We start from the raw sequence: 22,284 nt of genomic DNA on the forward strand, positions 1-22,284 counted from the left end.
GCTAGAGGGCGGGCCCGCGACGCGCGGCCTCGATCAGCCGGAACAGGGCTTCCGGAGGAATCGGCGTCTGCGAGATGCGGATGTCGAACGGCGCGAGCGCGTTCTCGATGGCCGAGATGATCGCGGCGGCGGCCGGGATGGTGCCGGTCTCGCCGACGCCCTTGGCGCCGATCGGGTTCTTCGGCGAGGGGGTCTCGCGGTAGATCGTCTCGAGCCGGGGAATCTCGGTGGCGGTAACGAGCAGATATTCCTGGAAGGTGGTCGTCACCGGCTGGCCGGCGTCGTCATAGCCCATCAGCTCGTACAGCGCGTTGCCGATGCCGTGGACGATGCCGCCATGGACCTGGCCCTCGACGATCATCGGATTGATCATGCGGCCGGAATCGTTCAGCGCGACATAGCGCGTGATCTCGACATGGCCGAGGCTCGGCTCGACCTCAACCTCCACGACATGGCAGGCATTGGCATAGGCGAGCGCATCGGTGCGCCACTCGACGCTCGCCTCCAGCCCCGGATCGACGCCGGCGGGGAAGGCATAGCCCGGCGCGCCGCGCAGCAGGCGGGCGATCTCCCCCAGCGCCAGGCTGCGGTTGCCGCCCGTCACATGGACATGGCCCTCGCGCAGTTCGAGCTGCTCCTCGGGAACGTCGAGGATCGCGCTCGCCGCCTTCAGCGCCTTGCCCGCCACGGCCTTCGCGGCGAGATGGACGGAGGAGCCGGCGGTGACCAGCTGGCGGCTGGCGAAGCCGCCCAGGCCGAGCGGGGTCTTCGAGGTGTCGCCGGCGATCACGGTGACGTCGTCGGGCATGATGGCCAGCTCGTCGGCGCAGATCTGCGCCAGCGCCGTGGCGAGGCCCTGGCCCATGGCGGTGGCGCCGGTGAAGACGCTGACCCGGCCGTTCTGGCCGACGCGCACGACGCCGCTCTCGAACGGCCCGCGGCCGGTGCCCTTCACCGCATTGGCGATGCCGATGCCGATATAGCGGCCCTCGGCGAGGGCGCGCTGCTGGCGCTCGGGAAAATCGTCCCAGCCCGCCGCCGCCAGCGCTTCCGCCTGCGAGGCGGGATAGTCGCCGCTGTCATACACCATGGACGCACCGGACCGGGTCGTCAGCTTCTTGGTGTAGGGCATCATCTGCGGCGTGATGAGGTTGCGCCGGCGCACCTCCGCGCGGTCGAGCCCCAGGCGGCTGGCGACGAGGTCCAGGGTGCGCTCCATGGCGAAGACCGCCTGCGGGTAGCCCGCGCCGCGCACCGAGGACACCGGCACCTTGTTGGTGTGCACCACATGCACATCCATGCTGTAGGCCGGCAGCACATAGGGCCCGGTCATCGAGCTGGCGCCGTTATAGGGCAGGTTCACGGGCTTGGGCGCATAGGCGCCCTGATCGTGGACCAGGTTGCCGCGGATGCCGAGCAGGCGCGCCTCGGCATCGACCGCGACCTCCACCGTCCAGTACTGGTCGCGCTCCTGGATCGAGGAGATGAAGGTCTCGCGGCGGTCCTCCACCCATTTGAGATTGCGCTTCAGCAGGCGGGCGGCCGCCGGGAGCGCCACCTCTTCCGGGTACAGGCAGTATTTCGGCCCGAAGCCGCCGCCGACATCCGGGGTGATGACGCGCAGCGCGTCCTGGTCCATGCCGAGCATGGTCTGCAGCATGTAGTAGAGATCGTGCGGCATCTGCGTGGACGACCACACGCAAAGTTCGTCGCCGGGGCGGATCTCCGCCAGCACGCCGCGCCCCTCCATCGAGTGGCCGCAGCCGCGGTGCTGGGACAGCACGTCCGAAAAGACATGGGCGGCCCCGGCGAAGGCGGCATCGACATCGCCGAAGCCGACATGGAAGGTGCTCAGCAGGTTGCTGTCGATCTCGCTGCGCACGCGGGGCGCATCGGCTTTCATGGCGACGCGCGCGTCACAGACGACGGGCAGCGGCGCGAAATCGATCTCGACGCGGGCCACCGCGTCCTCCGCCACATAGCGCGAGCACGCCACGACGAGCGCGATCGGCTCGCCGACATAGGCGACCTCGCGGTTCGACAGCACGAAGGGCGTGCTGCGGGTCTCGCCGGAGACCGGGCTGGCGCCGAGCGGCATGCGGCCGGAGGTGAGCATCGGCATCAGATCAGCGAGCAGCAGCACCGCGTGCACGCCCGCCAGCGCCCGCGCCGCCTCCACGTCGATCCGCTCGATACGGGCATGGGCGACCGGGCTGCGGAGGAAGGCGCAGTGCAGGAGGTCGGGCAGCAGGATGTCGTCGAGATAGCGCCCCGCGCCGGTCAGCAGCGCGGGGTCCTCCAGCCGCGGCACCGGGCGGCCGACGAAGGGCGCGCGGCCCTCGCTTCGCGGTTCGGGCGGGCGCGTCGCGTTCATCGCGCCGCGTCCCGCGCCGCGACCACCTGCAAGGTGGCGTCGACGATGCTCTGGTAGCCGGTGCAACGGCAGATGTTGCCGGAGATGGCGTCGCGGATCTCCGCCTCGCCGGGGCTTGCGGTCTCGTTCAGCAGTTCGACGAGCGTCATCAGCATGCCCGGGGTGCAGAAGCCGCATTGCAGCCCATGCGCATCGCGAAAGGCCTGCTGCAGCGGGTGCAGCGTGCCGTCGGGCGCGGCGAGCCCCTCGACCGTCTCGACGATGGCGCCGTCGGCCTGCACCGCCAGCATCAGGCAGGCGCGCGCGCTGACCCCGTCGACCAGCACCGTGCAGGCGCCGCACACACCGTGCTCGCAGCCCAGATGCGTGCCGGTGAGCCGCAGCGTATGGCGCAGGAAATCGGCGAGCGTGGTCCGCGCCTCGGCCGTGCCGCGATAGGGACGGTTGTTGATGAGGAGCTCGATCTCGTGCATCACGACGCCGCCCTGTCGGGTGCCATCCGCGCGGCTGCGCGCGTCAGCGCGAGGGCGAGGCTGCGACGCAGCATGGTGCGCGCGACGCTGAGGCGATAGTCGGCCCCGCCGTGGAAATCGCCCAGCACCTCGAGTTCGGCACAGCTCTCGATGACCGCCGCGATGGTCTGCGGGTCGGCCGGGCGGCCGGTCAGATGCTCCTCCCCCGCGGCGTGGCGCTGCGGCACCGAGCCGATGCCGCCGATGACGATGGCGCAGCGCGTGACGGCGCCGTCCGTCCCGCGCTCCAGCATGACGGCGGCGGAGGCGACGGCGAAATCGCCATGGCGGCGGGCGAATTCGTGGAAGGCGTGGCCGTGCGTCGGCGCCCAGCGCGCGAACTCGACGGCGGTGACGATCTCGTCCGGCGCGATGCCGGGCATCATGTAGCCGGCGACGAAGTCCCGCACCGGGATGCGCCGCGTGCCCTGCGGCCCGGCCGCCTCGATCTCCGCGTCGAGCAGAAGGGCGAGCGCCGGCAGTTCCGAGGCGGGATCGAGATGGCACAGGCTGCCGCCGATGGTGCCGCGATTGCGGGTCTGGCGGTGGCCGACGAGTTTCACCGCGTCGCGAAAGATCGGCATCGCGTCGAACAGGGCATCATCCAGCTCGATCCGGCGCTGGCGGGTCAGCGCGCCGATGCGAATGCGCTCCGGCCCGATGGCGATGCCGGCGAGCTCGGCCAGATCGTTGATGTCGATGAGCGCGTCCGGAAAGACGTAGCGCAGATTGAGCATGGCCATCAGCGACTGGCCGCCCGCGAGCACCTTGGCATTGTCGGTCCCGCCCAGCAGCGCGATCGCCTCGCCGAGCGTTTCCGGTCTGAAATAGGTGAAGGGCGGAGGCTTCATCGGCGTGCTGCGGCTGCTGTCCCATATGAGGCCGCGAGCGGCCCGTTCCCGGACGCGGCCGTCCCGCAAAGCCGGCGCGCGCCGCCACAGGCGGTGCGGATCGGCCCAAGGTCCTGCCGCGGCATCCATTACCCAAATCATCGTAGTCTGCCGACGTTAATTCGGGCAGACGAATTATCCGCAACGGATTTGATCACGACAAATTACTAATTATGCTGAATTATTCTGATTTACCAATATATATTCCCGCTGAGCTGCCGCCCGGCACGGCCTCCCGGACGCCGCGGCGGCACCGACACCGGACGGTTCGGGGAGCGGGAGCGATGTTCGCCGGGCGAACGACCGCCATCTGGAGATATCCTTTTATTTTCATAAACTTGTCTCTTCAGGGGGCGAGCGGATATATCTTAAAATACGAACAATCAAGAATATTTAATAATTTGCTGCGTCGGCAGCGAGCACTTATCCGTTTTATCAGATCCCGATCAGCGAAACGGAAGCCCGTCCGGATGGCCATGAGCACAACCATGAATGTTGTCGCCCTGCATGCGCATGGCGGCATCGAGCAGCTCAATTACGAGCAATGGGAGCGCCCCTCCCCGGCAGCGGGCCAGGCGCTGGTGGAAATCAAGGCCTGCGGCCTCAACTACATGGACGTGTTCGTCATGCACGGCATGCCGGACATGCCGACGAAGATGCCGCGAATCCCCGGCGGCGACATTGCCGGCATCGTCCGCGAGGTCGGCGCGGATGTTCCCGACAGCTGGGTCGGCACGCGCGTCGTGCTGTTCCCGCGCTTTCCCACCGGCGGCGTGCTCGGCGAGAACGGCAATGGCGGGCTGTGCGAATACATCGCCGTCGATCAGCGCCAGTTGATCGCCATCCCCGACGCGGTGAGCTTCGACGAGGCCGCCGCGCTGCCGATCGCCTACGGCACCTCGCACCGCATGCTGTTCACGCGCGGCAAGATCAAGGCGGGCGAAAAGGTGCTGATCCTCGGCGCCAGCGGCGGCGTCGGCGTCTCCTGCCTGCAATTCGCCAAGATGGCGGGCTGCGAGGTCTTCGCCTGCACCTCCTCGGAGGAAAAGGGCCGCAAGCTGCGCGACCTCGGCGCCGACCACATCATCAATTATGTCGAGACGCCGGAATTCTCCCGTGCCGTCTGGACCGCCAGCGGCAAGACGGGCGTCGACGTCGCCATCAACTTCACCGGCGGCGATACCTGGATCCAGACCCAGCGCTGCATGGCGACGGGCGGGCGCATCCTGACCTGCGGCTCGACCGCCGGCCATATCAGCGAAATCGACATCCGCTTCCTCTGGCACCGCGAGACCGAGATCATCGGCAGCCGGGCCTATGTGCCCGACGACATCGTCGCCTGCCTCGACTTCGTCGCCTCGGGCCGGCTCAAGCCGGTAATGGAGACGCGGCTGCCGCTGGCGCGCGCGGCCGAGGGCGTCGCCCTCCTCGAAGGCCGCCGCATCTTCGGCAAGGTGATCGTGAACCCATGACCGGCGCTATCCGCAATCTCGGCTGCCTCGGCAGCGACTTCCGCGAGCCGGGTCATCTGGCGATCATCGACCTCCACGATCCCGCGCACCCGCGCGAGATCGACTACCCGACCTTTCACGCCGCCTGCGACGGCGTGGCGCGCGGCCTCGTGGCGCGGGGGTTCGTGCCGGGCGAGCGGATCGGCATCTTCTGCTCGAACCGGGCGGAGTTCCTCGAGGTCTTCTTCGGCGCCATGCGGGCGGGCGTCATTCCGGTAATGATGGGCGTGCTGCTGCCGCCGGAAACGCTGGCCTGGATCATCGAGGATTCCGCGATCCGGCTGGTGTTCTGCGAGAGCAATCTCGCCGCCAAGCTGCCCGAGGGCACGCCCCGCGTGCGGGTGGATGCCGAGGGCGAGGACGGGCTCTCCGCGTTCAAGGACCCCGGTCCGTTCACCCCCTTCGTGCCGGATCGGGAGTCGGTGGCGTTCCAGCCCTACACCTCCGGCTCGACCGGCCGCCCCAAGGGCGTGCTGCTGTCGCACCGCGCCCATAGCTGGGTGGCCGAGACCATCTCCCGCGACCGCGACTTCTCGCCGGCGGACCGGATGATCGTCGCGGCGCCGCTCTACCACAAGCACGCCATGAACTCGATCAAGTGCGTGCTGTACGCCGGCTCGACCGTGGTGCTGATGCGCAAGTTCGAGGCGCGCGCCTATATCGAGGCGATCAACCGCTACCGCACCACGGTGGTGTCGGGCGTGCCCACCATCCTCGCGATGATGCTGCAGCAGCGCGACCTGCTGGCGGGCCGCGACTATTCCTTCGTCCGCCTCGCCACCATGGGCGGCGCGCCGGCCTCGGACGAGCTGATCGACCAGGTCGCCGAGCAGTTCCCGAACGCGAAGATCAACCTCATCTTCGGCATCACCGAGACCAGCGCCGCGCTGTTCGGGCGCCATCCGCAGGGCGCGCCGCGCCCGCGCCATTCGATCGGCTGGCCGATCGAGGGCAACACGTTCCGCCTCGTCGGCGACACGCCGGATTTCGGCACGCTGCATGTGCGCGGGCCCGGCATGATGAACGGCTACCACAACAACCCCGAGCAGATGGCGGCGAAGTTCGACGCCGAAGGCTGGTTCAACACCGGCGACATCCTGCGGCGCGACGAGCTCGGCTGGTATTACTTCGTCGGCCGCTCCGACGACATGTTCACCACCAGCGGCCACAACGTCTATCCGGCCGAAGTCGAACTGATGCTGGAGCGCCATCCCGATATCGAGCAGGCGGTGGTGGTGCCCGCCCCCGACGCCATCAAGCATACGGTGCCCTACGCCTTCCTGGTGAAGCGCAACGGCTCCAGCCTCACCGCCGACGACGTCAAGCAGCACGCGCTGAACAATGCGCCGCCCTATCAGTACCCGCGCCTCGTGGTGTTCCTCGACGCGCTGCCGATGACGGGCGTCGGCAAGATCGATCGGCGTTTCCTGGAAGGCGAGGCCCGCCGGCTGCGGGATGCCGCACGGGCCGAAGAGACGCCGCCCGGCGCCGGGGCGTCTGCAACCGAAGGAGCCCAGGCATGAGCGCGGACACCCCCGGCAAGACGGCCGCCGACGTGCAGGCCATCGTCGACCGCAGCCCGTTCCTGTCGTGGCTCAACATCACCGTGCTGGCGCTGGGCGCCGACAGCATCGAACTGAAGGCGGCGTGGCGGCCGGAATGGGTCGCCAACCCGGTCATCGGCCAGACCCAGGGCGGCATCCACGCCGCGCTGATCGACTTCGCAGCCAATCTTGCGCTGATGAGCAGCATGGGCCGGCCGGTGCTGACCATCGATCTGCGCGTGGACTACCACCGTCTCGCCACCAAGGGCGACCTCACGGCGAAGGGACGGGTCATCAAGCTCGGCAAGCAGGTCTCGACCTGCGAGGCGGCGATCTACGACGAGGCCGGCCGGCTCCTCGCCAGCGGCCGCGGAACGTTCCTGACGGCACCGCAGGAAGGCAAGACCCCTTCCGGCACATAGGAGGCGATGATGAGACGTCGTGAGATCGCGCATCTCGTTGTAGGTATTATTGCACCTTTATGGCTCTCTCTGGCCCCGGCGGCGGCCTGGGAACTTCCGGCCGACAAGGCCACGATTCCCGCCGCGCAGGTCGAGGAGATTCTCGCGGGCAAGGATTTCCCGGCCACCACGGGCTATTCCAGCAAGATCGACTATGTCGATTTCGACGCCAACGGCCGCAGCTTCACGCAGGTCGTGATGCGGCTCGATCCCGAGAAGCCGCTGCTGCATAACGGCCGCAAGGTCGTGTTGGTGGCGACCGAGGAGGGCAGCTCCAGCATCAACGGCTTCCTGACGACGGACGAGGGCAAGGAAGGCATCGGCGTCTGGCTCGCCAAGCGCGGCGTCACCTTCATCGGCCTCAACCGCATCGGCCGCTGGAACTTCTTCGCCGCCGACGGCAGCGGCAGCTGGGAGACCATCCCGCTCAACGACCGGATGCCGATCTTCTCGCGCCACCAGAAGGCCTACTGGTCGAGCGACGACTGGACCTCGCAGGCCGCGGGCAAGACCTCCAGCTCCTCGGGCAGCGAGTTCGTGCGCTTTCCCAAGCCCGGCACCGCGCTCTACGACTACATGGTCGCCGCCACGCCGGTGGTGTTCGTCGACGGCTTCGAGAAGGGGCTGCGCCATGTCCTCAGTGAGGAGGAACGCCGGCAGTCGCTGCTGCTCTACTGGGGCTTTTCCACGGGCGGCGCGTTCATGTGGCCGCTGGCCGACCGCATCCAGCCGGACGGCTTCCTGAACTGGGGCACCTCCCCTCCCGGCATCGCCTATTTCTACGGCGCGGCGCTGCACAAGGGTCGGTGGGACTGGCTCTACGAGAAGTCGGCGCTGCGGGTGCGCGGCCGCGGACGGGCGGATTTCGAGTTCTACAACACCCGCGCCAACCCCGCCGAAAAGGACGCGCGCTGGGAGCGCAACCTGAAGGAGCCGCGCTTCAAGGCGGCTGAGGACAGCCTGATGTTCTTCAACATCGGCGCGCTCTCGGAAGGGGCGCTGCGCCTCTACACCGCGGAATTCCTGCCGGCGGAGCGTCGCCAGCTCGGCTATGCCGCGCTGCTCCAGGAACAGATCGCCATCGCCGAGCCGGGCCCGGGGCTGAAGGGCGTGCCGGTCTGGGACATGAACGGGACGCTGGACGAGGTCTATCCGCCCGCATGGATGGAAGCGGCCCGCGACCTCACGGCGGAGGCGACGGGTACGCACCGCATCACCCGGATCGAGGGGTTCAACCACAGCATCGTCGAACGCCAGGTGCAGGTGATCGGCTCGGTGTGGCTGCGGGCGATCCAGGACGGCTTCTTCGATCGCTGATTTATCGTCTCTAGTGAACAATACACAAAAATTAATAGTTTGTGTCGAATAGCCGGCGTGACTAGCGTCATCACAGGCGGAAGGCGGCTTGCCCCCTTCCGCCTCCCGGCTCCCCCCGAAATCCATCCGACCGAGGCCGACATGTCCGGTGAACCGACCGCCGAAAGCTGGGAAGAGATCGTCGTCCGCGTGCTCAAGGCGAACGATGTCAGCCTCGTCAGCTATGTCCCCGACAATGTGCTGGCGCGGCTGATCCGCCTGATCGAGGCCGATCCCTTCTTCACCGTGATCGCACCGGCCCGGGAAGAGGAAGCGGTGGCCATCGTCACCGGCGCCTACATGGCCGGCAAGCGCGGCGTCGCGCTGATGCAGACCAGCGGCTTCGCCACCATCGTCAACGCGCTGGCGTCCCTCGCCTGCCCGTTCCAGATCCCGCTGCTGATGCTGATCTCCGAGCGCGGGACGCTCGGCGAGTTCCAGCAGGGCCAGGCCATCGTGTGCCGCACCATGCGGCCGGTGCTGCAGAGCCTCGGCATCGAGCATTTCGCCATCCAGGAGAAGGCTCAGGTCGAGTTCGTCGTCGACGGCATGGTGCGCCAGGCCTTCGCCACCCAGGCTCCGGCGGCGGTGATCCTGTCGCCGCTCCTCACCAAGCGCGCCGCGTGAGAGGACCCGTCATGTCCAACGTCGACCCCGAGACGACCCGCGAGAGCGCCGCGCTGCTCAACCGCACCGACCTCACCCGCCGGCTGGTGGCGCGGCTGACCTCCGAGGAAGCCGTGATCGGCGGCATCGGGCACACCAATTTCGACCTCTGGGCCGCCGGCCAGCGACCGCAGAATTTCTACATGCTCGGCAGCATGGGCCTCGCCACACCCATCGCGCTCGGCGTCGCCATCGCCCAGCCGCAGCGCAAGGTGTTCGCGCTCGACGGCGACGGCTCGATCCTGATGCAGCTCGGGGCCTTCGGAACGGTGGCCGCCACCGCGCCGAAGAACCTCGCCATCATCATCTGGGACAACGGCGCCTACCACATCACCGGGGCGCAGAAGACGCTGACCGCGGCCGGCACCGATATCGTCGCCGTGGCCAAGGGGGCGGGCCTCAAGCAGGCCTACTGGGCGGCCGACGACGCGCATTTCGACGAACTGGTCGGGCGGGCGCTGCAGGGCGACGGACCCTGGCTGATCGCCGCCAAGATCGAGCAGACCAAGCCCGCGGGGGTCACCGAGCGCGATCCGGTCAAAATCCGCCTCAACTTCATGGCCGGCATCGGCGGCAAGGCGTGAGGGCGAAACCGATGTCCCAGCTTCTCATCGGCGGAAAATGGGTCGACGGCGCCTCGACCGACCGCCTGCGCGACAAGTTCCGCGGCGAGGTGTTCGGCGCGATGGCCGTGGCCTCGCTCGATCAGGTCGACGCGGCAGTGACGAGCGCGCAGGCGACCGTCGAAGCATCCACGCTCACCCCCTATGACCGCTACCGCATCCTCTCCCGGGCCGCCCGGCTGATCGAGGAGCGGGCCGAGACGCTGATCGCGCTGATGCGCGACGAGGCGGGCTTTACCCGCGCCGACGGCGACAACGAGGTGAAGCGCTGCGTCCAGACGCTGGAACTCTCGGCGGAAGAGGCCAAGCGGCTCAATGGCGAGCTGGTGCCGCTGGAAGCGGGTGCGGGCGTGCGGGATCGGCTCGGCTTCACCATCCGCGTGCCGCGCGGCGTGGTCTGCGCCATCACCCCGTTCAACTCGCCGCTCAACGTGGTCGCGCACAAGGTGGCGCCGGCGCTGGCGGGCGGCAATGCGGTCGTCCTCAAGCCGTCCAACCACACGCCGCTCTCGGCGGTGGAACTGTGCCGCGCGCTGGTCGATGCCGGCCTGCCGGCCGACCTCCTCGCCCTGCTGCACGGCCCGGGCTCGGCGATCGGGCGACGGCTGCTGGAGGACCCGCGCATCGCCTTCTACGCCTTCACCGGCAGCACCCGCGTCGGGCGCGAAATCCAGGCCGCCGCCGGGCTGCGGGGCACGCAGCTCGAACTCGGCAGCATCGCCAGCACCATCGTCTGCCACGATGCCGATGTGGCGCGGGCCATCCCGAAGATCGTCAATGCCGGCTTCCGCAAGGCGGGCCAGGTCTGCACCTCGGTGCAGCGGCTGTTCGTCGACCGGCGCATCGCGGACAGCTTCGTGCCGAAGCTCGTCGAGGCGGTGCGCGCCACCAAGGCCGGCGATCCCGCCGACCCTTCCGTGGCGGTCGGCCCGATGATCTCCCGCGCCCATGCCGAACGCGCGGCGGCCTGGGTGCAGGAGGCGGTGGCCGCCGGCGCCCGCATCCTCACCGGCGGCACGCATGACGGCACGGTGTTCACGCCGACGGTGCTCGACCGGGTCGATCCCGCAATGAAGGTGGTGTGCGAGGAGATCTTTGCGCCGGTCGTGTCCGTCATCCCGTTCGACGACCTCGCCGAGGCGGTCGACTTCGCCAATGCCAGCCCGTTCGGCCTCTCCGCCGGGCTGTTCACCTCCGACATCGGCACGGCCCTGCGCACGGCGCGGAAGCTGCGTTTCGGGGGCGTCCACATCAACGAGGCCTCGAGCGCGCGGGTCGACGTCATGCCGTTCGGCGGCGTGAAGGACAGCGGCTTCGGGCGCGAGGGGCCGGCCTACGCCATCCGCGAGATGACCGAGGAACGGCTCGTCACCATCGCCTACTGAACCCCGCCTGCATCAGTTCAGAAGCAACGACCGACATGAACAAGCCCGTCACCTTTGACAACACCCTGCGCGTCGCCGTCGACATCGGCGGAACCTTCACCGACGGCGTCGCGACGCTGTCGCCGGAAGGACGGATCTGGGTGGCCAAATCGCCGACGACGCCCGCCGACCCGGGTCAGGCGGTGACGACGGTGATCGAGGATCTGTTGCGTCAGGTCGGCCAGTCCCACGACGGCGCCACCGCCCCGCCGCTGGCCGAGGTCGTGCACGGCACCACCCTCATCACCAACACGCTGATCGAGCGCAAGGGCGCCAAGACCGCGCTCATCACCACCGCCGGCATGCGCGACGTGCTCGATATCGGCCGCGAGTGGCGCTACGACATCTATGATCTCGACATCGAGATGCCCAAGCCGCTGATCGAGGCGCATAACCGCATCGAGGTGGCCGAACGGCTCGACGCCGCGGGAGAGGTGATCGAGGCGCTGAGCGAGGACGAACTCGACCGCATGGTCGAGCAGCTGAAGGCGCTCGACGTCGAATCCGCCGCGGTCTCGCTGCTGCATTCCTATGTGAACACCGCGCACGAGAAGAAGATCGAGGCGCGCCTCAGGGCCGCCCTGCCGCATCTCGCCATCTCGCTGTCGGCGGATCTCGCGCGGGAGATCAAGGAGTTCGAGCGCACCTCGACAGTGGCGGCCAACGCCTATGTGAAGCCGCTGGTGGCAACCTACCTGCAGGAGCTCGGCGCGCGCATCGCCGCGATCCGGACCGGCATTCCGTTGCGGGTGATGGTGTCGAGCGGCGGCTTCTCCTCGGCGGAATCGGGCGCGGAATCGCCGATCCTGCTGCTGGAATCCGGCCCCGCCGCGGGCGTGATGTCGGCGCTGAACACGGCGCGGCAGAACGGCGTCGACCAGGTGCTCGCCTTCGACATGGGCGGCACCACCGCCAAGGCCTGCGTGGCGGTCGGCGGCGAGGCGCCCATCGCGCACAGCTTCGAATGCGCCCGCGTCGAGCGCTTCAAGCGCGGCTCGGGCCTGCCCATCCTCATCCCCAGCATCGAGCTCATCGAGATCGGCGCCGGCGGTGGCTCCATCGCCCATTGCAACCGGCTGGGCCTGCTCAACATCGGCCCGGAATCCTCCGGCTCGGTGCCGGGGCCGGCCTGCTACGGACGCGGCGGCACCGACCCCACCGTGACCGATGCCGACCTGCTGCTGGGCTATCTGAGCCCCGACAACTTCCTCGGCGGCGAGATGAAGCTCGACGTCGCCGGCGCCTCCCGCGCCATGGAGCGGCTCGCCGGGGAGCTCTCGGTCTCGCCGCTGGAGGCGGCATGGGGCATCTGCAACGTCGTCAACGAGAACATGGCGAGCGCGGCGCGCATCCACATCGCCGAGAACGGGCTCGATCCGCGCGACTTCACCATGGTGGCGACCGGCGGCGCCGGCCCGGTCCACGCCGTCGAGGTGGCGCGCAAGCTGCGCATCGCGCATGTGCTCGTCCCCATCGCCGCCGGCGCGGGCTCCTGCCTCGGCATGCTGGCGGCGCCGGCCCGCATCGACCGCGCCTGGTCCAACCCGCAATTGCTGGCCGATGTCGACTGGTCGGTGGTGGCGGAGAATCTCCGCGACCTGCGGCAGCAGAGCGAGGTCGATTTGGCGGCGGCCGGCGCGCAGGACGTCGAATGGGTGATCGGCGCGGCCATGCGCTATTACGGCCAGGGCGCCGAGATCGACGTCTCGATCCCCTACACGCAGGTGTCGCCGGCGACGAGCGAGGTGCTGCGCGCCGCGTTCGAGGCCGAGTATGAGCGCCTCTACGGCCGTCTCGTGCCCAATGCGACGCCGCAGGTGATGACCTGGCGTCTGGTGGGCCGCGCCCCGAGCGAAGGCCATCATTTCGAGTGGGGCGACAACCGGGTCCGCGCCCGCTCCAACGGCGCCGGCGACGGCGTCACCGGGCGCCGCGAGATCTACCTGCCGCTGACCGGCGCCTACGGCACGGTGGACGTGTTCGACCGCTATTCCGTCACGCCCGGCCGCACCCTGCAGGGGCCGCTGATCCTCGAAGAGCGGGAATCCACCATCGTGGTCGCGGTGGCGGCGGACGTCACCATCCGGCCCGACCTGACCGTCGCCGTCACCATCAAGGAATTCGACTGACATGGCCCATCTCGTCGCCGAGCGCGGTCCGGTCCCTGCCGGCCACCAGCCCCCGCGCAATTCCTCGGCCTTCGATGCCATCGAGCTGGAGATCCTGTGGAAGCGCCTCGTCAGCGTCGTCGACGAGGCCTCCGCCGCGTTCGTGCGGACCTGTTTCTCGACGCTGGTGCGCGACGGCAACGACTTCGCCATCGTGCTGACCGACGCCGAGGGGCGCTCGCTGGCGCAGTCCACCATGTCGCTGCCCGGCTTCATCGGCTGCCTGCCGGCCACCGTGCGGCACTTCCTCGACAAGTTCCCGGCCGAGACCATCAAGCCCGGCGACGTGTTCATCACCAACGATCCGTGGAAAGGCTCGGGCCACGTCCACGACGTGACCACCGCAACGCCGATCTTCCACCGCGGCAAGCTGGTGGCCTTCGCCGCCGTGGTCTCGCACCTGCCCGACATCGGCGGCAAGCTGCGCTCCAATTCGAGCCGGGAGATCTACGAGGAAGGGCTGCAGATCCCGCTGATGCGGCTGCTCGACGGCGGCAAGCCGAACGAGGTTCTGGTCGAGATGATCACCCAGAACATCCGCGTCCCCGAGCAGGGGATGGGGGACATCTGGGCGCAGGTCGCCGGCTGCCGCACCATGGGCGAGCGCCTTCAGGGGCTGCTCGACGCGGTCGATATCAACGCACTGGGCGCGGAAGTGCGGGCGCGTTCGGAGATGGCCATGCGCGAGGCCATCCGCCGGATCCCCGACGGGGTCTACCGCTCCACCGTCCAGCATGACGGCTTCGACAAGCCCATCGTCATCGAGTGCGAGCTGACGGTGAAGGGCGACGAGATCGCCATCGACTATGCCGGCACCAGCCCGCAGCTGCCGCACGCGCTGAACGTGGTGCCGATCTACACCTTCGCCTACACGGTCTACGGGCTGAAGGCGCTGCTCTGCCCCGACATTCCCAACAACGAGGGCAGCTTCCTGCCGATCTCGACCACGGCGCCGGCCGGCTCGCTGCTGAACCCGACCTATCCGGCCGCGTCCGGCGGGCGCAGCGCCATCGGCCACCTGCTGCCGGCAGCGGTGTTCAAGGCGCTGGCCGACGTGCTGCCGGAGAAGGTGTGGGCCGCCGGCTCGCCGAACTCCTCGCTCACCATGTCGGGCGAGTATCGCGGCAAGCGCTTCGCGGTGGTCAACTTCCTCAACGCCGGACAGGGCGCCACCGCGCGGCGCGACGGCTTCTCGGCGCTGAGCTTTCCCGCCAATCTCGGCAACACGCCGGTCGAGATGATGGAGAACCTTGCCCCGATCAAGGTGCTGCGGCGCGAGATCCGGCGCGACAGCGGCGGCGCCGGGCTTCACCGCGGCGGCGGCGGCATCAGCTTCGAATTCGAGATGCTGCCGGACGCCTCCGATGTGATGGCCTCGTTCCTGATGACGCAGCTCAAGGCCCCGACCGCGGGCTTCGCCGGCGGCGGCGCCGGCAAGCCCGGCCGCCTCATCATCAACGGCACGCAGGTCGACCCCACGGAGCCGCGCGTGCTCAAGGCCGGCGACCGGGTCCTGATGGAGACCGCGGGCGGCGGCGGCTACGGCGCGCCCCGGTGAACGATGCCACGGCTTCAGTTGAAAGGTAGTCTCGACATGGACGACATCTCGCGCCTCGACCAGAACCACCGCCGCAGCCGGGCGCTGGTGCACAACGGCATCGTCTACACGGCGGGCCAGGTTCCCGACGACATGAGCCTCGACATCGCCGGACAGGCGGCCCAGGTGCTCGCGAAGATCGATTCCCTGGTGAGCGAGGCGGGCTCCGCGCGCGGGCGTATCCTCACCGCGCAGGTCTGGCTGAGCACCATGGAGGATTTCGCCGCCTTCAACGCCGTGTGGGACGCCTGGGTGGTCCCCGGCCGCACGCCGACGCGCTGCTGCGGCAAGGTCGAGATGAACAACCCGGCCTGCCGGGTCGAGATCCTCGTGACCGCCGCGCTCTGACACCCGCCGGGACACCGCACGCCATGGCAACGCCCGACCTGTCGCGGCCTTACGACGTCCTCGTGATCGGCGGGGGCAACGCGGCCCTGTGCGCGGCGATCGCCGCGCGCCGCGAAGGGCGCTCGGTCCTCGTGCTGGAAGCCGCGCCGCGCTTCTACCGCGGCGGCAATACGCGCCATACCCGCAACATGCGCTGCGCCCACGACACGGCGACGGGAACGCTGACCGGTCCCTACACCGAAGACGAGTTCTTCGACGATCTGATGCGGGTGACGCGCGGCAACACCGACGAGCCGCTGGCGCGGATGATGATCCGCGAATCCAAGGAAATGCTGGACTGGATCGTCGAGCAGGGGGTGCGCTTCCAGCCCTCGCTCGGCGGCACGCTGAGCCTCGGCCACACCAACTCGTTCTTCCTCGGCGGCGGGCGGGCCATGCTCAACGCGCTGTACCGCACCGCCGAGAGCCTCGGCGTCGACGTGCTGTACGATGCGGAGGTGACGGGCCTCGACATCGAGGACGGCATGTTCCTCGGCGCCACCATCGGCGGCAAGGTCAACAGCGCGGTGCGGGCCTCGGCGCTGGTCGCGGCCTGCGGCGGCTTCGAGGCGAACATCGACTGGCTGAAGCAGGGCTGGGGCGAGATCGCCGGCAACTTCCTCATCCGCGGCACCCCCTACAACCGCGGCACCGTGCTGCGCATGCTGATGGCGGCCGGCGTCCAGACGGTCGGCGACCCCACCCAGTGCCACGCCGTTGCGATCGACGCCCGCGCGCCGAAGTTCGACGGCGGCATCATCACCCGGCTCGATTGCGTCATCTTCGGCATCGTCGTGAACAATCGCTGCGAGCGCTTCTACGACGAGGGCGAGGACATCTGGCCCAAGCGCTACGCGATCTGGGGCCGGATGGTGGCACGCCAGCCCGACCAGATCGCCTACATCCTGTTCGACGCGACGACGCTGACCATGTTCATGCCCTCGCTGTTCCCGCCCATCTCGGCGCCGACGATCGGCGACCTCGCCGGCAAGCTCGGGCTCGACGCGGCAGCGCTGGAGGCCACCGTCGCCAGCTTCAACGCGGCGGTGCGGCCCGGCACCTTCGACCACACCGTGCTGGACGACTGCCGCACGGAAGGGCTGGTGCCACCCAAGTCCCACTGGGCGCGGCGCATCGACACCGCCCCCTTCTATGCCTATCCGGTGCGGCCGGGCATCACCTTCACCTATCTCGGCACGCGAGTGAACGAGGAAGCGCGCGTGATGATGGCCGACGGGCGGCCCTCGGCCAACATCTTCGCAGCGGGCGAGATCATGGCCGGCAACGTCCTCGGCGAGGGCTACGCCGCCGGCATCGGCATGACCATCGGCTCCGTGTTCGGGCGGATCGCAGGAAGGGGAGCCGCCGCGCATGCTCGCAACTGACACCATTCCCGGCATGACCACCCCCGGCGCGACGCTGACGCCGCACGCCGACGCGCTGCACGCCGAAGGCGACCGGCTGATGACCATCTGCAACTCCTGCCGCTATTGCGAGGGGTTGTGCGCGGTTTTCCCGGCGATGGAGTTGCGGCGCGAGTTCCGTGACGGCGACCTGAACTACCTCGCCAATCTCTGCCATTCCTGCGGCGCCTGCCACGTCGACTGCCAGTTCGCGCCGCCGCACGAATTCGCGGTGAACGTGCCGCAGACGCTGGCGCGGCTGCGCAACGAGTCCTACCGCGCCTATACGTGGCCGGCCGCGCTGGCGCCGCTGTTCGACCGCAACGGCCTCGCGATCAGCCTGGCGGCAGCCCTCGGCGTGGCTGGCTTCATCCTCGGCTTCGTGGCGCTCAACGATCCCGGCGCGCTGACCGCGACGGCGAGCGGACCCGGCGCCTTCTACCGGCTGATGCCGCACAACGCGATGGCCGCGCTGTTCGGCGCGGCCTTCCTCTACGCGCTGGTGGCGATGGGGCTCGGGCTGCGGGCCTTCTGGAAGGACATCGACGAGCCCGCGGCGACGCTCGGCCATCCGCCCTCGCTGTGGCAGGCCATGAAGGACGCCGGCCGGCTGCGCTATCTCGACGGCGGGCAGGACGGCTGCTTCAACGAGGACGACCGCCCGACCGACCGGCGCCGCCTCTACCACCACTTCACCTTCTACGGCTTCCTGCTGTGCTTCGCGGCGACCAGCGTCGCCACCTTCTATCACTACGCGCTCGGCCGCGAGGCGCCCTACCCGTTCTATGACCTGCCGGTCGTGCTCGGCACGCTGGGCGGAATCGGGCTGCTGATCGGCCCCGTCGGCCTGTTCGCCGCCAAGCTGCGCCGGGCGCCCCATCTCGTCGACCACGCGCGGTTCGGCATGGACACGGCGTTCCTCGCCATGCTGTTCCTGACCAGCCTCACCGGCCTCGCGCTGATGCTGCTGCGGGAAACGCCCGCCATGGGCACCCTGCTCGCCATCCATCTCGGCGTGGTTCTGGCGCTGTTCCTGACCATGCCCTACAGCAAGATGGTGCACGGCCTCTACCGCTATGCCGCGCTGGTCCGCTATGCGCGGGAGAGCAAGTGGTGACGCCGGCGCGCGCCGCCCTCACGTCACGATGTTCGCGCCGCCGTCGACATAGACGGTGCCGCCGGTGATGCGGCGGGCATAGGGGGTGGCGAGGTAGGCGCAGGTGAAGCCGACATCCATGATGTCGACCAACTCGCCCAGTGGCGCCTTCGCCGCCGCCTCGTTCAGCAGCAATTCGAAATCCTTCAGCCCGGAAGCGGCGCGGGTCTTCAGCGGGCCCGGCGAGATGGCGTGGACGCGGATGCCCTTCGGCCCCAGCTCATAGGCGAGATAGCGGCAGGAGGCCTCCAGCGCCGCCTTCACCGGGCCCATCACATTGTAGTTCGGCACGACGCGCTCGGCGCCGAGATAGCTCATCGCGAACATCGCGCCGCCCTCGCTCATCAGCGGGGTGGCCAGCTTCGCCATGCGCACGAAGGAATGGCAGGAGACGTCCATCGCCTTGCCGAAGCCCTCCGCCGAGCAGTCGAGCAGGCCGCCCTGCAGATCCTCACGCGGGGCGAAGGCGATGGAGTGGACGAGGATGTCGAGCCGGCCCCACTTCGCGGTGATCTCCTCGAACACCGCCTCGAGCTGGCCGGGCACCGAAACGTCGAGCGGGGCGGTGATCGCGGCGCCCAGTTCCCGCGCCAGCGGCTCGACATGGGGACGCGCCTTGTCGTTCAGCCAGGTGAGCGCGAGATCGGCGCCCAGTTCGCGGAAGGCTTTCGCGCAGCCATAGGCGATGGACTGGTCGTTGGCGACGCCCACCACCAGCGCCTTGCGGCCGGCGAGGACGGGACGATGCGGTTCCGGCATGGCGAGGCCCCCCTGTTGCGTGTCGCCGCGGGCGCGGCGCGGGTCGAGGTGAGAAATGTTGCCCGGCTCCCTCATGCCCGGGCTTGACCCGGGCACCCGGCCTGCTCCTTCGCAACGAGCACGGGAATGGGTCCCCGGGTCAAGCCCGGGGATGAGGGGAGGCAGGAAGGATCGGCCCCCTACTTCACCGCCGCCGCGGCGGCACTGCGCCGGGCCTCGGCGACCAGCGCGGCGACCGCGCAGGAGGCGAGCCGGGTCAGCCGGTTGTCGGCGCGGCTGGTCAGCATGATCGGCACTTTCGCGCCGAGCACGATGCCGGCGGCATCCGCGCCCGCGAGAAAGGTAAGGCTCTTTGCCAGCATGTTGCCGGCCTCGAGGTCCGGCACCACCAGCACATTGGCACGGCCCGCGACGGGCGAGGCGATGCCCTTGATCCGCGCCGCCTCGGGGCTGATGGCGTTGTCCAGCGCCAGCGGCCCGTCGAGGATGGCGCCGGTGATCTGGCCGCGATCGGCCATCTTGCACAGCGCCGCCGCCTCGATGGTCGAGGGCACCTTGGAGTTCACCGTCTCCATCGCCGAGAGGACGGCGACGCGAACCTCCTCGAAATGCAGCGCCGCCGCGAGATCGATGGCGTTCTGGACGATGTCGACCTTCGCCTCCAGCGAGGGGGCGATGTTGACCGCCGCGTCGGTGATGATCAGCGGATCGTCGTGGCCGGGCACGTCCATGACGAAACAGTGGCTGATGCGCCGGGCGGTGCGGATGCCGCCCTCGCGCGCGACGACGGCGCCCATCAGCTCGTCTGTGTGCAGGCTGCCTTTCATCAGCGCCTCGGCCTTGCCGAGGGTGACCTGCTGCACGGCCTTGGCGGCGGAGTCGTGGCTGTGGGCGGCATCGATGATGGGCGTCTGGCCGAGGTCGAGGCCGGCCTTCACCGCGACATCGCGAATCCGCCGCTCCGGGCCGACGAGGATCGGCCGGATGAGACCCAGCTCCGCCGCCTCCAGCGCCGCCTCCAGCGAGACGGCGTCGCAGGGATGGGCGACCGCGGTGCGGGTCGGCTCCAGCTGCTGCGCCGCCGCGATCAGGCGTTCGTACTTCTCGTGCGCGGAGGTCTCGCCCGCGGTGCTGCCGTCAGCCATGGGCCGCCTTTCCGATCCGGGTCACCTTGTTGGACGCCGGCGCCGGGACATCGGCGAACAGCGCCTCGACCCGGGCGAGGCGTTTCGCCCCTTCCGGCGAGATCGCCCCGGAGGCATCGATCACCCGGTGCAGCGCCTCGAGCGCCCGCCGGCGCGGCTCCGCCGCCTTGGGCAGCAGGGCCGGGATGGCGCGGACCGCGCGTTCCTCGTCCATCAGCAGCAGGTCGAACTGCGCGGCGAACATTTCCTTCAGCTCGGCGAAGCTGACGCGCCGGCCCTCCGGCTGCGCGGCGCGGATGGCGCTGAGCACGGCGAAGCCGCGTTCATCGGCGCTGCGCTCGGGCAGGCGGATATAGATCAGCGCCCGCAGCAGCGCCTCGCGCAGGTCGCCGGCCTCGAAGCGGGTGGCGAGTTCCGCCCGCCGGCGCGCCTCGCTGGCCTCGCGCAGCAGGTCGCGCTCGATGCGGCGCCCGGCATCCTGCCCCGGCGCGCCGAGGCCGACCATCGCCTGCATCACCGGCGAGCCATAAACCGACATGAACAGCGCCTCGGTCATGGCGTCGCGTGCCTTGGCGACACCCTCCAGCCACGTCGTAACCCACGAGGCGGCGGCCTTCTCCATGGCCATCAGCGGGTTGTCGTCGCCGACCGGGCGGCGCGCGGCGCGCACGTTCTCCGCCAGCGCGGCGACCGGCCGCATCAGGGGGTTCTCGTCGGAGAACAGCGCGAAGCGCAGCCGGTTCGGGTGCAGCTCACGCGCCCATTTCGCCGATTGCGGGTTGGCGAGCGTCTTCACGCCCGGCGCCGCCAGCGTGCGGTAGAGGCCGAGATTGACCTGCGAGACGCGGTCGACGGTGGCGAAGCGGCGCTCGTCGGCGGCGTCGTTGTTGCCGAGCGCGCGGATGTCGTCGAGGGTGCGCGCCTCGAGCCGGAACAGATAGCGGCCGTGGATCAGCTGCGGGTTGGCCGTGTCGGGCTCGACCTCGGTGATCACCGCCTCGTAGAGGCCGGGCGGCATCAGGTCGATCAGGTCCATCGCACTGGCGAACTCGCCATGCTCCTTCAAGGCGACCTTGCCAGAAACGAAGATGCCGAGATGGCCGATGCTCTGGTGCAACGTGTAGACGATGGTCTGGCCGTTGGCGATGATCTCGCCGGTGTCGCCGTAGAGGTCGGTGATCCAGGCCAGCGCCTGCGGCGGCGGGGTGATGTCGTCGCCCCAGGAGCAGAACACCACGATCGGCGCGCGTATGTTGCGCAGGTCGACGCGGGTGCCGTCGGCGGCGCGCAGCTCGCCGGTGGCGAGGCGGTTGCCGACGAACAGGTTGTCGGCGATCCACTGCATCTCGCCGGCGTTGAGCAGGACGGGGCTGCCCCACCAGGTCTCGAAGTCGAGGAAGCGCGCCGCCTCGGTATCGACCTTGGCGTAGAGGTTGTAGGGCTTCTGGAACCAGGTGTTGGCAGGGTTCATCGCCTCGAAATTGGCGATGAGATTGGCGCCGTCGAAGATGCCGGCGCCGAGGTCGCCGGCGAGCGCGGTCATCCAGGTGCCGCCCAGCATGCCGCCGAGATAGCGCAGGCCGCTGCCCCCGCGCACGCCCGCCCAGTAGGACAGCGGCGAGCCGGCGAGCAGGATCGGCCCGGTGAGCTCGGGGCGCATCGCCGCCATCATCATGATCTGCCAGCCGGCCTGGCAATTGCCGATCAGCACCGGCTTGCCCTCCGCGTCCGGGTGGCGGGCGGCGACCGCCTCGACGAAGAGCGCCTCGGCGCGGCACACGTCCTCGATGGTCTGGCCGGGCACGGGATCGGGCAGGAAGCCGACGAAATAGCAGGGATGGCCGGCCTTCAGCGCCATGCCGATCTCGCTGTCCTGCTTCATGCCGCCGATGCCGGGGCCGTGGCCGGCCCGGGGGTCGAACACGATGAAGGGACGCTTGAGCGGATCAATGGTGACGCCTTCCGGCGGCACGATGCGCACCAGGCCGTAATTCACCGGCCGCTCGAAGGTGCGGGCATCGAGGATCACCTCCGGGGCGAAGCTCAGCACGTTGGGGGCGATCTGCTCATTGTGGGCGCGCACGATGTTGCCGCGCTGGCGCAGCACGTCGAGGGTCAGCACGCTGCGCTGCCAGCGATCGAGCCAATAGGCGGGAACGGGCCCGAAATCGGTCCATGAGGGGATGAGGGCACCGCCAAACAGTGATTTTTCCGGCATGCGTCGTTCCTCCCGTCGAGGGCTGGCGAGACCCTAGCATGTAGCATTCGGGTGTGAAGCTACCGAGACGCCGCAACCGTGCATTGATCC

The 22,284-nt window shown here is 69.2% G+C and carries 18 protein-coding genes; 12 read left to right on the forward strand and 6 right to left on the reverse strand.

All coding sequences use genetic code 11. The features are described 5' to 3' along the window. Nucleotide 1: 1 nt before the first annotated feature. The 3 genes from ACEUEL_RS12540 to ACEUEL_RS12550 are packed head-to-tail and all read right to left on the reverse strand — an operon-like array spanning nt 2 to nt 3,737. The gene (locus ACEUEL_RS12540) at nt 2-2,374 is read right to left on the reverse strand and encodes a xanthine dehydrogenase family protein molybdopterin-binding subunit (RefSeq protein ID WP_405705544.1); all 2,373 of its coding nucleotides are present in this window, start codon (nt 2,372-2,374) and stop codon (nt 2-4) included. Further along, nucleotides 2,371-2,847 carry a (2Fe-2S)-binding protein gene (locus ACEUEL_RS12545; RefSeq protein WP_405705547.1) on the reverse strand — a complete coding sequence of 159 codons (477 nt, stop codon included), beginning with the start codon at nt 2,845-2,847 and terminating at the stop codon, nt 2,371-2,373. The genes ACEUEL_RS12540 and ACEUEL_RS12545 overlap by 4 nt, the downstream gene beginning before the upstream one ends. Further along, nucleotides 2,847-3,737 (reverse strand): FAD binding domain-containing protein, encoded by an 891-nt coding sequence (locus ACEUEL_RS12550; protein WP_405705550.1) that lies wholly within the window; start codon nt 3,735-3,737, stop codon nt 2,847-2,849. Before ACEUEL_RS12550 ends, ACEUEL_RS12545 begins: the two co-directional genes overlap by 1 nt. Nucleotides 3,738-4,264: 527 nt before the next feature. On the opposite strand from ACEUEL_RS12550, the gene ACEUEL_RS12555 reads away from it, so the two are divergent. From ACEUEL_RS12555 to tcuB, 12 genes are all read left to right on the forward strand, one after another. Next, entirely contained in the window at nt 4,265-5,248 is a 984-nt protein-coding gene (locus tag ACEUEL_RS12555; protein ID WP_405705552.1) for a zinc-binding dehydrogenase, read from the forward strand. Continuing rightward, on the forward strand, nt 5,245-6,810 hold the full coding sequence (locus ACEUEL_RS12560; RefSeq protein WP_405705554.1) for a class I adenylate-forming enzyme family protein: 1,566 nt from the start codon (nt 5,245-5,247) through the stop codon (nt 6,808-6,810). The genes ACEUEL_RS12555 and ACEUEL_RS12560 overlap by 4 nt, the downstream gene beginning before the upstream one ends. Next, the gene (locus ACEUEL_RS12565; protein WP_405705557.1) at nt 6,807-7,253 is read left to right on the forward strand and encodes a PaaI family thioesterase; all 447 of its coding nucleotides are present in this window, start codon (nt 6,807-6,809) and stop codon (nt 7,251-7,253) included. Before ACEUEL_RS12560 ends, ACEUEL_RS12565 begins: the two co-directional genes overlap by 4 nt. Nucleotides 7,254-7,262: 9 nt before the next feature. Then, complete coding sequence (locus ACEUEL_RS12570) at nt 7,263-8,609, forward strand: hypothetical protein (RefSeq protein ID WP_405705560.1); 1,347 nt, start codon at nt 7,263-7,265, stop codon at nt 8,607-8,609. A gap of 141 nt (nt 8,610-8,750) precedes the next feature. Next, nucleotides 8,751-9,275 carry a thiamine pyrophosphate-binding protein gene (locus tag ACEUEL_RS12575; RefSeq protein WP_405705563.1) on the forward strand — a complete coding sequence of 175 codons (525 nt, stop codon included), beginning with the start codon at nt 8,751-8,753 and terminating at the stop codon, nt 9,273-9,275. Between the two features lie 11 nt (nt 9,276-9,286). Continuing rightward, nucleotides 9,287-9,898 (forward strand): thiamine pyrophosphate-dependent enzyme, encoded by a 612-nt coding sequence (locus ACEUEL_RS12580; RefSeq protein WP_405705566.1) that lies wholly within the window; start codon nt 9,287-9,289, stop codon nt 9,896-9,898. Between the two features lie 11 nt (nt 9,899-9,909). After that, the gene (locus ACEUEL_RS12585; protein WP_405705569.1) at nt 9,910-11,322 is read left to right on the forward strand and encodes an aldehyde dehydrogenase family protein; all 1,413 of its coding nucleotides are present in this window, start codon (nt 9,910-9,912) and stop codon (nt 11,320-11,322) included. 35 nt (nt 11,323-11,357) lie between these two features. Further along, on the forward strand, nt 11,358-13,490 hold the full coding sequence (locus ACEUEL_RS12590) for a hydantoinase/oxoprolinase family protein (protein WP_405705572.1): 2,133 nt from the start codon (nt 11,358-11,360) through the stop codon (nt 13,488-13,490). Nucleotide 13,491: 1 nt separating this feature from the next. After that, nucleotides 13,492-15,087, forward strand: coding sequence for a hydantoinase B/oxoprolinase family protein (locus ACEUEL_RS12595; RefSeq protein WP_405705574.1), 1,596 nt, complete (start codon nt 13,492-13,494; stop codon nt 15,085-15,087). 36 nt (nt 15,088-15,123) lie between these two features. Continuing rightward, nucleotides 15,124-15,474 carry a RidA family protein gene (locus ACEUEL_RS12600; protein ID WP_405705577.1) on the forward strand — a complete coding sequence of 117 codons (351 nt, stop codon included), beginning with the start codon at nt 15,124-15,126 and terminating at the stop codon, nt 15,472-15,474. A 38-nt stretch (nt 15,475-15,512) separates the two neighbouring features. Then, nucleotides 15,513-16,898, forward strand: a complete 1,386-nt coding sequence (gene tcuA / locus ACEUEL_RS12605; protein ID WP_405706758.1) for an FAD-dependent tricarballylate dehydrogenase TcuA — start codon at nt 15,513-15,515, stop codon at nt 16,896-16,898. 13 nt (nt 16,899-16,911) lie between these two features. Further along, nucleotides 16,912-18,033 carry a tricarballylate utilization 4Fe-4S protein TcuB gene (gene tcuB, locus ACEUEL_RS12610; protein ID WP_405706760.1) on the forward strand — a complete coding sequence of 374 codons (1,122 nt, stop codon included), beginning with the start codon at nt 16,912-16,914 and terminating at the stop codon, nt 18,031-18,033. An 18-nt stretch (nt 18,034-18,051) separates the two neighbouring features. On the opposite strand, the gene fabI is transcribed toward tcuB, so the two are convergent. The 3 genes from fabI to ACEUEL_RS12625 form a co-directional block, all read right to left on the reverse strand. Beyond that, on the reverse strand, nt 18,052-18,831 hold the full coding sequence (gene fabI, locus ACEUEL_RS12615) for an enoyl-ACP reductase FabI (RefSeq protein ID WP_405705580.1): 780 nt from the start codon (nt 18,829-18,831) through the stop codon (nt 18,052-18,054). A 179-nt stretch (nt 18,832-19,010) separates the two neighbouring features. Further along, nucleotides 19,011-19,976 carry a phosphate acetyltransferase gene (locus ACEUEL_RS12620; RefSeq protein ID WP_405705583.1) on the reverse strand — a complete coding sequence of 322 codons (966 nt, stop codon included), beginning with the start codon at nt 19,974-19,976 and terminating at the stop codon, nt 19,011-19,013. After that, complete coding sequence (locus tag ACEUEL_RS12625; protein ID WP_405705586.1) at nt 19,969-22,194, reverse strand: DUF3141 domain-containing protein; 2,226 nt, start codon at nt 22,192-22,194, stop codon at nt 19,969-19,971. The genes ACEUEL_RS12620 and ACEUEL_RS12625 overlap by 8 nt, the downstream gene beginning before the upstream one ends. Nucleotides 22,195-22,284 lie beyond the last annotated feature (90 nt).

Source organism: Ancylobacter terrae (assembly GCF_045108345.1).
In the GTDB taxonomy this organism is placed as follows: Bacteria; Pseudomonadota; Alphaproteobacteria; order Rhizobiales; family Xanthobacteraceae; genus Ancylobacter.

Coding starts and splice junctions, on each gene's coding strand:
- ACEUEL_RS12540 (WP_405705544.1), bottom strand. CDS start 2,374: ATGAACGCGACGCGCCCGCCCGAACCGCGAAGCGAGGGCCGCGCGCCC.
- ACEUEL_RS12545 (WP_405705547.1), bottom strand. CDS start 2,847: ATGCACGAGATCGAGCTCCTCATCAACAACCGTCCCTATCGCGGCACG.
- ACEUEL_RS12550 (WP_405705550.1), bottom strand. CDS start 3,737: ATGAAGCCTCCGCCCTTCACCTATTTCAGACCGGAAACGCTCGGCGAG.
- ACEUEL_RS12555 (WP_405705552.1), top strand. CDS start 4,265: ATGAATGTTGTCGCCCTGCATGCGCATGGCGGCATCGAGCAGCTCAAT.
- ACEUEL_RS12560 (WP_405705554.1), top strand. CDS start 5,245: ATGACCGGCGCTATCCGCAATCTCGGCTGCCTCGGCAGCGACTTCCGC.
- ACEUEL_RS12565 (WP_405705557.1), top strand. CDS start 6,807: ATGAGCGCGGACACCCCCGGCAAGACGGCCGCCGACGTGCAGGCCATC.
- ACEUEL_RS12570 (WP_405705560.1), top strand. CDS start 7,263: ATGAGACGTCGTGAGATCGCGCATCTCGTTGTAGGTATTATTGCACCT.
- ACEUEL_RS12575 (WP_405705563.1), top strand. CDS start 8,751: ATGTCCGGTGAACCGACCGCCGAAAGCTGGGAAGAGATCGTCGTCCGC.
- ACEUEL_RS12580 (WP_405705566.1), top strand. CDS start 9,287: ATGTCCAACGTCGACCCCGAGACGACCCGCGAGAGCGCCGCGCTGCTC.
- ACEUEL_RS12585 (WP_405705569.1), top strand. CDS start 9,910: ATGTCCCAGCTTCTCATCGGCGGAAAATGGGTCGACGGCGCCTCGACC.
- ACEUEL_RS12590 (WP_405705572.1), top strand. CDS start 11,358: ATGAACAAGCCCGTCACCTTTGACAACACCCTGCGCGTCGCCGTCGAC.
- ACEUEL_RS12595 (WP_405705574.1), top strand. CDS start 13,492: ATGGCCCATCTCGTCGCCGAGCGCGGTCCGGTCCCTGCCGGCCACCAG.
- ACEUEL_RS12600 (WP_405705577.1), top strand. CDS start 15,124: ATGGACGACATCTCGCGCCTCGACCAGAACCACCGCCGCAGCCGGGCG.
- tcuB (WP_405706760.1), top strand. CDS start 16,912: ATGACCACCCCCGGCGCGACGCTGACGCCGCACGCCGACGCGCTGCAC.
- fabI (WP_405705580.1), bottom strand. CDS start 18,831: ATGCCGGAACCGCATCGTCCCGTCCTCGCCGGCCGCAAGGCGCTGGTG.
- ACEUEL_RS12620 (WP_405705583.1), bottom strand. CDS start 19,976: ATGGCTGACGGCAGCACCGCGGGCGAGACCTCCGCGCACGAGAAGTAC.
- ACEUEL_RS12625 (WP_405705586.1), bottom strand. CDS start 22,194: ATGCCGGAAAAATCACTGTTTGGCGGTGCCCTCATCCCCTCATGGACC.